12 protein-coding genes are annotated in these 14,105 nt (G+C 54.8%); 8 read left to right on the top strand and 4 right to left on the bottom strand.

The genetic code is table 11. From position 1 onward, the window contains the following. Window positions 1–15: 15 nt before the first annotated feature. The 3 genes from FQ179_RS15485 to xsc all read right to left on the bottom strand — a co-directional run bounded on the left by FQ179_RS15485 (window position 16) and on the right by xsc (window position 3,668). Window positions 16–768, bottom strand: coding sequence for a sulfite exporter TauE/SafE family protein (locus FQ179_RS15485; RefSeq protein ID WP_149398196.1), 753 nt, complete (start codon window positions 766–768; stop codon window positions 16–18). Further along, window positions 765–1,775: a phosphate acetyltransferase gene (gene pta / locus FQ179_RS15490; RefSeq protein WP_149398197.1), complete on the bottom strand. Its 1,011-nt coding sequence runs from the start codon at window positions 1,773–1,775 to the stop codon at window positions 765–767. Before pta ends, FQ179_RS15485 begins: the two co-directional genes overlap by 4 nt. A 75-nt stretch (window positions 1,776–1,850) precedes the next feature. After that, window positions 1,851–3,668, bottom strand: a complete 1,818-nt coding sequence (xsc, locus tag FQ179_RS15495) for a sulfoacetaldehyde acetyltransferase (RefSeq protein ID WP_149398198.1) — start codon at window positions 3,666–3,668, stop codon at window positions 1,851–1,853. Window positions 3,669–3,853: 185 nt separating this feature from the next. Here xsc and FQ179_RS15500 point away from each other — a divergent pair, with 185 nt between their 5' ends. Together FQ179_RS15500 and FQ179_RS15505 are read left to right on the top strand one after the other, a co-directional pair. Further along, window positions 3,854–4,831 (top strand): AAA family ATPase, encoded by a 978-nt coding sequence (locus FQ179_RS15500; protein WP_149398199.1) that lies wholly within the window; start codon window positions 3,854–3,856, stop codon window positions 4,829–4,831. Window positions 4,832–4,845: 14 nt separating this feature from the next. Further along, window positions 4,846–6,546 (top strand): cobalt chelatase, encoded by a 1,701-nt coding sequence (locus FQ179_RS15505; protein ID WP_149398364.1) that lies wholly within the window; start codon window positions 4,846–4,848, stop codon window positions 6,544–6,546. On the opposite strand, the gene FQ179_RS15510 is transcribed toward FQ179_RS15505, so the two are convergent. Further along, on the bottom strand, window positions 6,543–7,355 hold the full coding sequence (locus FQ179_RS15510) for an IclR family transcriptional regulator (protein WP_149398200.1): 813 nt from the start codon (window positions 7,353–7,355) through the stop codon (window positions 6,543–6,545). The genes FQ179_RS15505 and FQ179_RS15510 overlap by 4 nt on opposite strands. Before the next feature lie 179 nt (window positions 7,356–7,534). Here FQ179_RS15510 and FQ179_RS15515 point away from each other — a divergent pair, with 179 nt between their 5' ends. The 6 genes from FQ179_RS15515 to FQ179_RS15540 all read left to right on the top strand — a co-directional run bounded on the left by FQ179_RS15515 (window position 7,535) and on the right by FQ179_RS15540 (window position 14,100). Further along, on the top strand, window positions 7,535–9,040 hold the full coding sequence (locus FQ179_RS15515; RefSeq protein ID WP_149398201.1) for a PLP-dependent aminotransferase family protein: 1,506 nt from the start codon (window positions 7,535–7,537) through the stop codon (window positions 9,038–9,040). Window positions 9,041–9,189: 149 nt separating this feature from the next. Next, window positions 9,190–9,582 carry a nuclear transport factor 2 family protein gene (locus FQ179_RS15520; RefSeq protein WP_149398202.1) on the top strand — a complete coding sequence of 131 codons (393 nt, stop codon included), beginning with the start codon at window positions 9,190–9,192 and terminating at the stop codon, window positions 9,580–9,582. A gap of 36 nt (window positions 9,583–9,618) precedes the next feature. Beyond that, window positions 9,619–11,058, top strand: coding sequence for an FAD-binding oxidoreductase (locus tag FQ179_RS15525; RefSeq protein WP_149398203.1), 1,440 nt, complete (start codon window positions 9,619–9,621; stop codon window positions 11,056–11,058). 56 nt (window positions 11,059–11,114) lie between these two features. After that, window positions 11,115–12,101 (top strand): TRAP transporter substrate-binding protein, encoded by a 987-nt coding sequence (locus tag FQ179_RS15530; protein ID WP_255475012.1) that lies wholly within the window; start codon window positions 11,115–11,117, stop codon window positions 12,099–12,101. A 95-nt stretch (window positions 12,102–12,196) separates the two neighbouring features. Further along, a complete protein-coding gene (locus FQ179_RS15535) occupies window positions 12,197–12,745 on the top strand; it encodes a TRAP transporter small permease (protein WP_149398204.1) in 549 nt (182 codons plus the stop codon). A 14-nt stretch (window positions 12,746–12,759) separates the two neighbouring features. Continuing rightward, the gene (locus FQ179_RS15540; RefSeq protein WP_149398205.1) at window positions 12,760–14,100 is read left to right on the top strand and encodes a TRAP transporter large permease; all 1,341 of its coding nucleotides are present in this window, start codon (window positions 12,760–12,762) and stop codon (window positions 14,098–14,100) included. Window positions 14,101–14,105 lie beyond the last annotated feature (5 nt).

Consider the following 14,105-nt stretch of genomic DNA (forward strand, 5'->3'; position numbering starts at 1 on the left):
GAAATGACCAGCACGTCAGCCCACCGCCGCGCTGACGAGCAGGCCAATGCCTATGATGACCAGCACGCTGTAGGCCAAACGGCGTAGTTGCGCTGCCGGAAGAGGGGGTGGATATTTGCGCCCGATGATCGTCATGACCGCCACAATAGGTATAGCCATTAGCGCCACGCTTAACGAGTGGCTGTCTTGCTGGCCCTGGCTGACAACGTATACCGTGCGTACGGCAGCCGATGCTGCAAAAATAAGCAGCAGCATGCTGCGTACGGCGACAAGTTTCATGGGTTGCCGATAAAAAAGAAAGATGACCGGTGGGCCTGCCATGCCAAATAGTCCACCAAACAAGCCTGACAGCAAGCCGCTGATCATAAAGCTTGCACGCGTTGATGTGTGTTTTAGCTGAGTGGGGCGAAAGGCAAACTGCACGCCGCTGTATATGATGACAATACCCAGCATTAACTGCAGTACCCGCGAAAAGCCATCATTAAGGTAATCAAGCAGCAGTACGCCGGCTACGCTCGACGGTATCAGGCCAATCATGACGGCGCCGATTATCCGTCTATCAAGATGGTGAAGTTTGCCGTGCAATGCCACACCGCTGTTCACCAGTGTGACAATGCTAACGACATTGGCAATAAATGGAACTGAAACCAGGTCGAAGCCGCTGCTGACTCCGATAATAATCATCCCGAGGCCGAAACCGGTCACCGTCTGGAAATAGCTGCCTGTGGCAATGACCAGAAAGAGGGCGGCATAGACCCAAAGACTCATAGCGACTGGCTGTTAGACGCTGCTTGCAACGCGGTGACGGCAATTACGTAGTAAATGTCATTGGCGCTGCAGCTGCGCGACAAATCGTTGGCCGGCTTTTTCAAACCCTGTAGCAGTGGGCCGATTGCCACGGCCCCGCCTATATGTTCTGCAAGCTTATAACCGATATTACCCGCGCCCAGATCCGGAAATACGAGTACGTTGGCGCGGCCTTGTACTTTGGATGTTGGGAGCTTGCGCAAAGAGACTTCGGGCCGGATGGCGGCATCAAGCTGCAAATCTTCATCGATCAGGATGTCGGGCCGGGCTTGCTGCACGCGCCTGGAGGCATTAACAACTTTGTCGACCAGCGGATGGCTTGCGCTACCCGCCGTAGAAAACGACAACATGGCGATGCGGGGCGCTTCACCCAGCAGCTGTTGTGCGCTATCGGCTGCTGCCAGAGCGATGTCGGCAAGCTGTTCTTCGTCAGGGTCGATAACAAGGCCGCAATCAGAAAATATCATGCCGCCCGGACACGAATGCCAGGGCTTGTCGAACAGCATCAGAAAGAAACTGGAGACGGTTCTGGTCATGGGCGCTTTGCCGATGATCTGCAGTGCTGTGCGTACCACGTTGGCAGTGGTATGAACCGCACCCGCCACCGACCCATCGGCCAGGCCGCTGTGCACCATGAGGTTGGCGAAACACAGGGGGTCGAGCACTGCCTGCTGCGCCTGTTCGCGCGTCATGCCTTTGGCGGCACGGAGCTCGTATAGCGTTTCAGCAAGCTGTGGAATAAGTGGGGAAGATGTCAGGTCAATGACCTGTATATTGTCCAGGTTTACGTTTGCCTGGCTGGCGCATTCAACAATTGCTTTGGCGTCGCCCACCAGACTGATACGCGCAATACCTTCATTTGCTGCACGTGCAGCCGCTTGTAGTATGCGGGGGTCTTCGCCCTCGCACAGCACGATGTGGGAGGTATGCTGGCGTGCGCGTGTGACGATAGAATCGAGGATATTCAAAGGTCGGCTCCCACCAAAAATAAAGAAGGGCCCGCTGCCCGAAAAGAGGCGGGCGGACCCTTTAACTCGACTGAGTTAGACGTAGTCTTTGTACTTGTCCAGCAGGCGAACCGGCTTCGAGAGTGCGTCACGACGGAACGGGTCGCCCAGTTCGCGGGTGCACATGATCTCGAGAATGCATGTTTTGCCTTCGTTCATCTGCATGTCGATGGCACGTTTGAATGCCGGGCCGACGTCTTCGATGCGGTCGACAGTGATGGCTTCTGCACCCATGGCGCGCGCGATATCTGCGAAGGACGGGTTTTCGAGTTCCCCTGCAACAAAACGGCGGTTGTAGAAGTCGACCTGGTTCTTCTTCTCGGCACCCCATTGGCGGTTGTGGAAGACCACGGCGGTGACGGGAATGTTCTCACGTACGCACGTCATGGTTTCCGACAGGCTCATGCCCCATGCGCCGTCGCCGGCGTAGGATACGGCAGGGCGGTGCGGTGCAGCGACCTTGGCGCCGATGATGGTCGGGAACGCGTAGCCGCAGTTGCCAAAGGACATGGCAGCGAAGAAGCTGCGTGGCTTTTCAAAACGCAGATAGCTGTTAGCGACCGAGTTGATGTTGCCGATGTCGGTGGACACCATAACGTCTTCAGGCATGGCTTTTTCAAGCTCGCGCAGAACCTGACGTGGGTGCAGGTATTCGCCACCCGTGTAGGTTTTTTCTTCCTTAGCTTCGGCGATAACGTCGAGGCTGTAGGGATCGCGCTCGTGGGTCCAGTCGTCAAGCTCTTTTTCCCATGCTGCTTTTTCGCTGGCAATTTTCTCGGCGCGTGCTTCGCGGGTGCTGTCGCAATCGAGCGTACGATCTTGCAGGCGTTGGGACAATGCTACGGCGGCAGCGCCGGCGTCGCCGCAAATACCTACCGAAATCTTCTTGACCAGACCCAGCATCTTGTTGTCAGCGTCGACCTGGATGATCTTGGCGTCTTTGGGCCAGTAATCCATGCCGTGCTGGGGCAATGTGCCGAATGGTCCAAGACGTGTGCCAAGTGCCAGCACTACGTCGGCCTGGGCCATTAGCTTCATTGCAGCCTTGGAACCTTGATAGCCCAAAGGACCGCACCATAACGGATGGCTGGCGGGGAAGGAGTCATTGTGCAGGTAGCTGTTGACCACGGGTGCACCCAGACGCTCGGCCAGTGCCTTGCACTCTTCGATCGCATCGGCCATGACGACACCGCCGCCCGAGATGATGACTGGGAACTTGGCCTTGGCCAGCAGCTCAGCCGCTTCGTTCAGGCTGCTTTCGCCGCCGGCGCCGCGATCCAGACGTGAAGGCTTGGGGATTTCGCAGGTGATCTCACCGTAGAAGAAATCGCGCGGAATGTTCAACTGCGTGGGGCCCATTTCACTCATGGCGCGATCGAAACAGCGACCGGTGAACTCAGCCATACGGCTGGCGTTGGTGACGTGGCCCTGGTATTTGGTGAATTCCTGGAACATAGGCAACTGATTGCATTCCTGGAAGCCGCCCAGGCCGATGGTGCCGGTGCCGGTTTCGGGTGTAATAATGACAACTGGGCTGTGGGCCCAATAGGCGGCGGCAATGGCAGTAACGCAGTTGCTGATGCCGGGGCCGTTTTGCCCGATGACGGTGCCGTGACGGCCAGAGACGCGTGAGTAGCCGTCAGCCATGTGGGCGGCGCCCTGTTCATGCACGACCGGAATCAGACGGATTCCAGCAGGAGCAAAAATGTCCATGGCGTCCATAAAGGCTGAGCCCATGATGCCGAACATTTCGGTCACGCCATTGGCGACCAGGGTTTCAACAAAGGCCTCAGATGGGGTCATCTTAGTAGGGCCGGCGACTATATTGCGGGAATGCGTGGGAGCTTGGCTCATCCGGTTCTCCAGTTTTTATCAATTAATGGGACGTAAAATATTGTTTTTCTAACTTATGTTTGTTATTTAACGTGTTTTACCCCAAAGAGTCAATCTAAATCTCGAAATGCGGAATGAAATGGATCAAAAATCGTAAATAAGGTACGATTCAGACATTCTGATACCTGATAAACACGGAGACAACCATGCAACACTCGCTCACGCAGCCAGACATACGCTTGCCTGTCCGCGATGTTTTTGGAATCGACAGTGATCTGCTCGTACCGGCATTCAGCCAGGCCGATGAGCACGTGCCCGATATCGACGAAGCCTATCGTTTCAACGCCGAGGTCACACTGGCGATACTCGCAGGCTTTGCTCACAACCGTCGTGTCATGGTGCAGGGTAGACATGGCACCGGAAAATCCACGCATATTGAGCAGGTGGCTGCACGCTTGAACTGGCCATGCTTGCGAGTAAACCTCGATGGACACATCAGCCGACTGGATATGGTTGGCAAAGATGCCATTGTGATCCAGGATGGCAAGCAGGTCACCGCCTTTCAGGAAGGGATTCTGCCGTGGGCATTGCAGCGCCCGGTGGCCCTTATTTTTGATGAGTACGATGCAGGTCGGCCGGACGTCATGTTTGTTATTCAACGTATTTTGGAACGTGACGGCAAATTTACGCTGATGGATCAGAACCGTGTACTGACGCCGCATCCGGCATTCCGACTGTTTGCCACAGCAAATACAGTAGGTCTGGGCAATCTGTCAGGCCTTTATCATGGCGTTCAGGTACTGAACCATGCGCAAATGGATCGCTGGAATATTGTCGCAACGCTTGACTATCTCTCCCCTGAAGAAGAAACCGAAATCGTGGCGGCCCGTGTGCCTTCCAAGAACACAGAAAAGGGAAGGACCCTGATCGCTGCCATGGTGGCGTTGGCCGGTCTTACGCGTAAGGGGTTTGCCGCCGGTGACCTGTCGGCTCTCATGTCGCCGCGTACTGTTATTACCTGGGCTGAAAACTGCGAAGTGTTTCGCGACCCTGCGCTGGCTTTCAGGCTGTCGTTTCTGAATAAGTGTGATGAAGCCGAAAGGCCACTGGTTGCCGAGTATTACCAGCGTTGCTTTAATGACGAGCTACCTGATGACTGGACGCGCGGCACGGGGTTGGTGTGACTGACCCCGCACGTATGTCACGGCGCCAGCAGCAGCTTGAGGAGCTCTGTGTAGCCAGCGCACGGGCGCTCACCGGCGACCCCGGTCTGTATTATCGCAACAGTATGCTGTATCGGGACAACGCGCCCGTTCGGGTGCGTGCGCCGCATTTGCGCGTAAATCCTGCTCAAAGAAACCTGGCGACGCTGCGCGGTCTCAACGATGCCTTGGCGTTGAGGCTTGTTCATTCCGACACGGCACTGTTTAAGCAGATGCAGCCCGAAGAGCCCGTGCAGAGGTTGATATTTGATCTTCTGGAGCAACTGCGTGTTGAGGCGCTGGCACCTGCTAGTTTGCCGGGAACCGGTGTTAATGTGCGTCGCCGCTTTCTGGACTGGTCTCACGAGTTTTATGTGTCGGGTCTTGCCGATTCGGCACTCGGGCTGTTGTTGTTTACTGTGGCGCAAATGGCGTGGTCACGGCTGAACGCGCTGCCGGTGTTCGCAGAAGCCGAAGACTTTATTGAGGCTACCCGAGCAGGTATTGCTCCCGTCATAGGTGGGGCTCTGGCTGGGTTGCGGCGCAACCGCCATGATCAAGCCAGCTATGCGCCCCATGCGCTGGAGTTGGCACGGCTTGTGTTTCAGTCGGTGCAGGATGCTGGGAAGGCAGATGGTGAAGATGACAACGCGGAAACAAGCGGCGCGTATAACGGCTTTGCGTTACTGCTCGATTTTGAAGAAGAACCCGAGTCGGTGCCACAGGCCCCCAGCGGAGTGAGCAGGGTATTTCACGAATCAGACAGCATCTACCGGGTTTATACGACTCAGTTCGATGTCGAAGTGGATGCCACTACTCAGGTGCGCCCGGAGCTATTACGTGAGTACCGCGATGAACTTGATCGTCTGGTGACAGCGCAGGGCTATAGCCGCGCCCGTCTCTTGCGGCTTTTGTCGGCATCACTGCTTGCGCCTCGTGTCGACGGGCGACTCTATGGTGAAGAGGAAGGCCTTATTGATGGCAGGCGTCTAGCCAGTCTGGTGGCATCACCAGCTGAGCGGCGGCTTTTTACCCTTGACCGCACTGTGCTGCATGCACAATGTATGGTGACGGTGCTGATAGACTGCTCCGCCTCCATGAAAGGGCAGATTCATCCGGTTGCCGTACTCATTGACACGCTGGTGCGCGCTTTAGATTCGCTGGGGGTTGTCACTGAAGTGCTGGGCTTTACGACGGGGGGCTGGAATGGCGGGCGGGCCTATAAAGAATGGCTGCGTCATGGGCGACCGCCGACCCCGGGTCGGCTCAATGAGATTACCCATCGGGTCTTTAAGCATGCGGAGCAAAGCTGGCGACAGAGTCGCACCGGCATCTCTGCCTTGTTTAAGCCTGATCTGTTTCGTGAGGGCATAGATGGCGAGGCGGTGCAATGGGCCACTGAGCGCATGCGCGGCCGGGATGAGCCGCGGCGCATACTGCTGGTCTTGTCAGATGGTTGCCCCATGGATGGCGCCACCACGGTGGCCAACGACGAGTTCTATCTTGACAACCATCTGCGACAGACGGTGCAGAACCTGGAGCGGGAGGGCAGCGTCGAGGTTCTGGGTATAGGTGTGGGCCTGGATTTAAGCGCGTTTTATCGACGCTGTCTGGCCGTCAATATCAGCAATGGGCTGGACAATGAAGTGATCTATGAGGTGGCTCGCATGCTGCACCCGCGCTGGCGGCCGGTTTAGTTTGATTCGTTAGCCTCAATATTGGCCAGTATTTGCGCGGCGCGTTGCAGTGCGGGAAGGCAAAGCAGTGCTTTGTCGGGTGTCATGCGCATGATGGGCGCCTGTATGGCGACGCCCATGTTTGATTTGCCTTCTGCTCGCGGTACCAGCACAGCGATGCAAAACAGCCCCGGTAAAAACTCTTCATTGTCGAAGGCATAACCGTTGGCGCGTACGCGGTCGATTTCTGCTTCGATCTGGTTAAGTTCAACCAGCGTGTTGTTGGTATAGCGTGTAAGCGGCGTGTGCCCCAGCAGCCGCATGCGTTGCGCCGCAGAAAGCTGCGCCAGAAACAGCTTGCCGCTGGCTGAGCAATGAGCGGGTACGCGCGACCCAGGCTGAAGATAAAAGCGCAGGGGTGCTGCAGTTTCGACGCGGTCTAGGTACAGCACTTCGTCACCGGATAGGGCCGTAATATTGCAGTTTTCGCCGACCTCCTCGAGGAGCGTACGCAATACAGCATGACGAGCGCCATGATGGCTGTCATTAAGCAGTACATTTTCAGCCAGCCGGCGCAGGCGCGACCCGGTGCCGTAATGACGTCCGTTGGTGTCACGTTGCAGCATGCCGCTCGATTCTAGTTGTTGCAGCATGCGGTGCAGGGTAGGCTTGGGTAATGTGGTTTCTTCTACCAGATCTTGCAGGGTAAATAGCCTGTCGCGTTCTGCAATGAACTCCAACAGGCCCAACAGCCGCATTGTGGGTGTATCACCGACGGGGCTTGTGGGCGAGTCCTCGAGCGAGCGTGGATTCGTCTTGGATGCTTTCATTGGGTTATTATCTCGAAATTTGATATTATTTGTATCATTTTAGGCGTTTTCTGTCCAGTGATGCAAATCGCCTATGATGTTGTCGACAGTAGGGCAATTGACTGGAGACGCCGTGGGTTGCGGCATATTGTACCGAGTCGGGTTGCTTGTACCCGCTACATTTTCAATATAGGTCTGCCATGACTAAACCGCGTTCGCATGCCATGTGGATATTGCTCTTTCAGCGATGGGAAGCCACCGGTCTGAGCTTGCAGGGGCAGATCCGTCAGATGCTGGTATCTGCCGTTCTGGACAGCCAGGTACCTGTTGATGTGCCTTTGCCATCATGCCGTGATATGGCCAGCATATTGCGGGTGTCCCGCAATACCGTTGTCAGTGCGTACCAGCACCTCGTTGATACGGGGTATCTGATATCACGTGAGCGCAAAGGGTTTTTCGTTAACCCAAATATCTTGCAAGGTCGTGTGGCCACACCACCCAGCCAGCAGATGCCCGAGGTTACCCCAGGCAGTCAGACCCAATGGCGGTCACGTTTTCGCTACCTGCCTTCTGGTCAGCGCAATATTGGCAAACGCGCAGACTGGCAATCCTATCCATACCCTTTTCTGTATGGGCAGTTTGATGCCAACCTGTTTCCTGTGGCCGAGTGGCGAGAGTGCTGTCTGCGCACATTGGGCAGTATGGAGGTTCGAGAGTGGGCGCAAGATATGATTTTGCGCGATGACGAATCTTTGCTTCAGCAGATTCGCACACGTCTGTTGCCGCGGCGTGGGGTATGGGCGGCCGATGACGAAATTATCATTACCGTGGGCGCGCAGCATGCACTGTATATGCTGTCTGATCTGCTCATCGGGCAAGACACCCTCATAGGCATTGAAGACCCGGGTTACCCCGATGCGCGCAATATTTTTAGTACACGGTCCAATCGCATATTGAGTTTGCCAATTGATGAAGAAGGCCTCATGATCACGCCGGCGTTGGGCGGTTGCGAGTATGTTTACACCACGCCCAGCCATCAATGCCCGACGACTGTCACCATGTCGATGGCGCGGCGCGAAGTTCTGCTTGAGCAGGCCGAACGCTCTGATTTCATTCTTATCGAAGATGATTACGAAAGCCAGACCAGTTTTCACGGAGAGCCGCTCCCTCCTCTCAAAAGTATAGATCGCAGCGGGCGCGTTATTTACATAGGCAGTCTTTCAAAAACCATGGCGCCAGGCATGCGTTTGGGCTTTGTGGTGGCACAGCGTGAACTCATTCATGAGCTGCGCATGGTGCGGCGACTCAACATTCGCCATCCCAATGCATTCGTTCAGCGCGCTTTTGCTCTGTTTTTGTCTCTGGGCTATTACGACTCATTGTTGCGTCGGCTCACGACAGCGAGCCATCAACGTGCCAACACACTGCTGGCTGCCCTTGAAACACATATGCCCGAAGTGCGGTATGTGCCGATCTCGGGCGGTTCATCCTGCTGGGTCGAAGGGCCAGCATGGCTCGACGTAACACGCCTGACCGAAGATGCGGCAGCACTGGGCGTACTCATCGAGCCCGGTGCCATATTTTTCCGTGATCCGGGAAAACCCCGTAACTGCTTTCGACTGGGCTATTCATCGATTGATGCGACCCGTATCGAAGAGGGGATACGTCTTCTGAGCGTTGCCATGCACAACCAGCGCCCTGCCTGAACTTGCATCGTTATCGCTGGCACAGGCTGGGCCAATAGAAAGGTGCCAACTGGCCCTATGGTCTTCAGGCGCAATCTCTTATCTTACAGACTCAATAGTTCAACCTTGAAGGTTGTTCGCAAAAGTCTGTTCAAAGAGGGAGACACAGAATGAGTCAGGCCACAGTCCAACTACTGGAAGCATTTGGTGATGCATGGAATCGTCACGACATTGACGCATTGATGAGCATGGTTACCGACGATTGTGTGTTCTACACGGTGGCCGGTCCTGGTGTTCTGGGCTCTACCTTCAAGGGAACCGAGGAAGTTCACAAGGGTTTTGAGATGGCATGGCAGACCATACCGGATGCCGCCTGGAAAGACGCCACGCATTTTGTGACCGGCGACCGCGGTGTATCTGAGTGCACCTTCAGTGGCACTAACGCCGACGGCACACGCATCGAGGCCCGTATGGTCGATGTGTTCACCTTCCGTGATGGCAAGATTGCAGTCAAGAACGCGTTTCGCAAGAATCGCCCCGTTCAGCCCGCCGTTGCGGCCTGATACGCCACAAGCGTTTTCAAATTGCGAGATGGCACCATGGACACACAACGTACTGTAAATAGCATCGATACTGACCGCGCCACAGACGCGCAAGGGCCGTATGACCCTCAGTATGATCCTCTGGTAGACACGTCGCCTGGCAAAGGCCGTGACTACGCATCGACTTACTGGATAGGCACAGCGGGCGAGCCACCCGGCGACGATGGCCCAATCGAGCATGACATAGAAGTTGACGTGGCCATTATCGGTTCAGGCTATACCGGGCTGACCGCTGCCATCTTTCTCGCGCAGGAGCATGGTATCAAGGCGACTGTTCTTGAGGCCAATCGTTCGGCATGGGGCTGCAGTACACGTAATGGTGGCCAGGCGCAGTGTGCGTCGGGTCGCTTGAAGCGTTCGCAATGGATTGAGCGTTGGGGCCTGGACGTTGCCTTGAAGATGCACCAGGAATGCGTTGATGGCATGGAAACCTTCAAGACGTTGACCCGTGACATCGAATGTGAAGCACAGCCTGGCGGGCACCTGTACATCGCGCACCGCGACCGCATCATGCCCGTGCTGGAGAAGGAAGCCAAGCTGCTGCGCGATACCTTTAATTACGATGTGAAAATGCTCGACGCTCACACGGTGCGGTCAAAGTGGATAGATGACCATGAAGCCTGCGGTGCCATGCAAGAGCCTGAAGGTATAGGTATTCATGCCGGCAAGCTGGCATTTGGCTACCTGAAAAAGGCGCGCGCATTGGGTGCCAAGGTGCATCCTTCCAGCCCGGTTCAAGGGTGGGAAACGCGTGGGGGCTTTCATTATTTGAAGACGCCGGGTGGCACAGTGCGTGCACGTGCAGTTGGTGTGGCCACAGGCGGATACACGTCAAATGGTCTGCACCGCGAACTGAAAAATCGCATACTGCCCATTCTGTCCAACTCAATCGTGACACGCCCGCTCACTCAGGCCGAAGTCGAAGCAGCAGGCTTTCATAGCACGCAGTTTGCAACGGATACGCGGGTGCTGCGCCATTACTATCGCCTGATGCCAGATAACCGGGTGCAGATTGGCAGTCGCAGTGCAATCACAGGCCGTGATGCGCCAGAAAAAAAATACGAGCAGTTACTCATACGTGACCTGCACCGTAAGTTTCCTTCGCTCAAAGGCGTAGAAATTGACTACTCATGGTGGGGATGGGTCGATGTGAGCCATGACATGATGCCCCGCATCTATCAGCCGGATCCGTCACAAACCATTTATTACTCCCTGGGTTATGGCGGCAACGGTGTCATGTACTCGGCGCAGGCTGGTAAGCGACTGGCGCAATTGATAGCCGGAAAAGGCGGCGAACTGGACCTGCCCATTTTCAAGTCCCGACTGCCCTTTCCCAACATCCGTGAAAAAGTGGTGTCCGAGGCGTTTGCTCCATTTAGACGCATGGGCCAGCGCTTCCTGTACCGCTGGTATCACTATAAGGATGAGGCTGCATAAGTTTTCGCTGTACGGCGTGAATACGCCATTATTTTCTATAAAAATCGGAGACAACCTTGAATTTCAAAACAACATTGCTTGCTAATATTTTTGTTGCTGCCGCCGTCATGGCGTCATCGGCGCACGCTACAACCTTCAAGGTCGCTGTCGGTGATGCTGCCGGTGGCACCCAGTGGGAGATGGCCAGCAAGTTTGCAGAAGTCTTGCAGGAAAAGACCAAGCACGAAGTACAGCTCTTCCCTAACGGGCAACTGGGAGACGAGCAGGCCACGGTTAATGATGCGGCCATGGGCCTGCTTGATTTCTCGGTGCTGGCCATTAACAACATCACGCCTTTTTCACCAAGTGTTGCCGTACTGACTCTGCCTTATGTGATCCAGAGTGCTGATGAGGCATACAAACTGACGATGGGCGAAGTTGGCAAGGAGCTGACTGAAAACACGATCAGGGATGCCGGTGTGCGTATTTTGGGCTGGTCTTATTCAGGCTTTCGTGTGCTGACCAACTCCAAGCGCCCGGTGCGTACGCTCGATGACCTGAAAGAGCTGAAAGTGCGTGTGCCACAAAATGAAGTAATGATTGAGTCGTATAGGTCGTGGGGTATTAACCCGACCCCCATGGCATGGACGGAAACCTTCCCTGCCCTGCAGCAGAAAGTGGTGGACGGGCAAGATAACCCTTACATTACTGTGTCGGCGATGAAGTTCAATGAGGTGCAAAAGTACATCACCAACTTGCGTTATGTTTTCTCGCTTGAGCCGATTATCGTCAGTGAGCAAATATTTAAGTCGCAAGATGCCGCAACGCAGAAAGCCATGCTTGAAGCCGGCGTGGCCGCTAGCGAGCACAGTCTTGAGTGGCTTAAGCTAACCGAAGATCGCATCAAAAAAGAGCTGACAGACCTTGGCATGGAAATCGTTGATCCTGCAGACGATGAAAAGCCTTGGATTGAAGCGGCAACCACGAAAGTATGGCCTGTTTTCTATGACCAGATCGGTGGCAAGGCAAAGCTTGATCATGTATTGAAAGTGCTGGGGCGCTGATCCGCGTCACAGATGAACGGAGGGCGCGGCTATGCGCCCTTCGCTTTTCTGATTGATACGGGCGGCTCAAACGCAAAAAAAACACGGAGAGAGACATGTCTGCACCAGGATCCATTAAGAAATATTTAAGCCATATCGAAGAGCATGTCTGCGAGTTGCTGCTGGCTGTTTTCGTTACGTTGCTGTTCGTACAGATTATTGCGCGTCAATTTTTTTACTACACCATCCCCTGGGGTGAAGAGCTGGCTACCTACATGTTTGTATGGTTTGCCTACCTGGGCGCGGTGGTGGCTGCAAAAATGTCGGCGCACAACCGGGTTGCCTTTCAGTTCAGGTTTTTCCCGCCTATTGTCCAAAAAGTGAGTGAGACCTTTGCTGACCTGCTGTGGGTGATTTTCAATCTGTACTTTACCTGGCTCAGTTATGACTTTGTGTTTCATCGCATGAACCTGTTCTGGAAATCGCAGACGACCGGAATTCCAATGAAATATTTCTACATGATTTTACCGGTGACCTTTGTGTTGATGTCTGTGCACATTCTCTGGAACAACTACTTGAAGCTCTTCAAGCATGTCGAGCTGCTCGATCCAGAGGCAGAAGAGCTGGAAGCCCTCAAAGCAGTTGCCAAGTCACACGTCGTATAACGGGCAGACAAATCATGGAACAGTACACAGTTAGTATTCTTTTTGGCGGGTTTTTCCTGCTGTTGTTGATCGGTGCGCCGATTACGGTGTCTTTAGCCGGTGCCGCCATGGTGGCCTTTCTGGCACTCGGGAAAGACCCCATCTCTTTTGTTCAGATAGCCTTTACGTCAGTCGGGAAGTTTCCGTTGATGGCTTTGCCGGCGTTTGTTTTGGCGGGTGCGCTGATGGAGGCGGCCGGCATTTCAAAACGGTTGGTTGACCTTGCCGAGACCGTAGCCGGCCCGACTACGGGTGGTCTTGGTGTTGCCACGGTACTGGCCTGCCTTTTCTTTGGCGCCATATCAGGGTCGGGGCCCGCCACAACGGCGGCCGTAGGTATGCTGATGATACCTGCCATGGTCAAGCGGAAGTACGATGTGAAATACGCCTCTGCGATCACCGCTTCGGCAGGTGGCCTGGGCATTATCATTCCACCTTCCATTCCCATGGTGATCTTCGGTATTTCGGCGCTGGGTATGCAGCCGCCCTCCGAGGCCGTAAGCAAGTTCGGGCAGTTCAGTTCGGTATCCATATCCAAACTGTTTATTGCTGGCGTGGTGCCGGGTCTGCTCATGGCGAGCGCATTGTTGGTTATGAATTACTTTATCTCCCGCAAGAACAATTACGCGGGTCTGACGGAATCATGGTCCGTACCTGAAATGGGCCGTGCGTTGCGCAAAGGCGTGTGGTCTATCCTCGCTCCTATCATTATTCTGGGCGGCATTTACGCGGGTTTTTTCACACCTACTGAGTCAGCAGTTGTCGCGATTTTCTACACGGCTTTCGTTGGTATCTTTCTGCATCGTGAGTTGACGTTCAAGGCCATTTTGCTGTCGCTTCGCACAACAACCTGGATTACCGGGCGTGTGTTGTTGATTCTTTTTTCAGCGACGGTATTCGGGCGCCTGCTGGTCGAGCAGCGCATACCGGCCCAGATCGCCGAATCATTGTTGGCATTGACTAGCAATATTTATCTGATCTGGACCTTGTTGATTATTTTCCTGCTGTTTGTTGGCATGTTCATGGAAACGCTCGCGGCCATCATGATTCTCGTGCCCGTGCTGCTGCCTGTTATGTACATGATGGGTGCCGATCCTACCCATGTGGGTATCGTCCTGATCTGCACACTGTCTGTGGGCTTTATGACACCGCCATTGGGTGAAAACCTGTTTGTGGCATCTGGAGTAGGGGGGGCCAGCGTCGAGGATATTGTCTCGCGTATCATGCCGTTCGTGATCGCGCTCACGATAGCTATTTTCATCATCGCCTTTGTCCCGTCGCTGTCGTTATGGTTGCCGGGCCTGATGGGCTACTAAACAAT

The sequence above is a fragment of the Pusillimonas sp. ANT_WB101 genome, from assembly GCF_008369125.1.
In the GTDB taxonomy this organism is placed as follows: Bacteria; Pseudomonadota; Gammaproteobacteria; order Burkholderiales; family Burkholderiaceae_B; genus Allopusillimonas.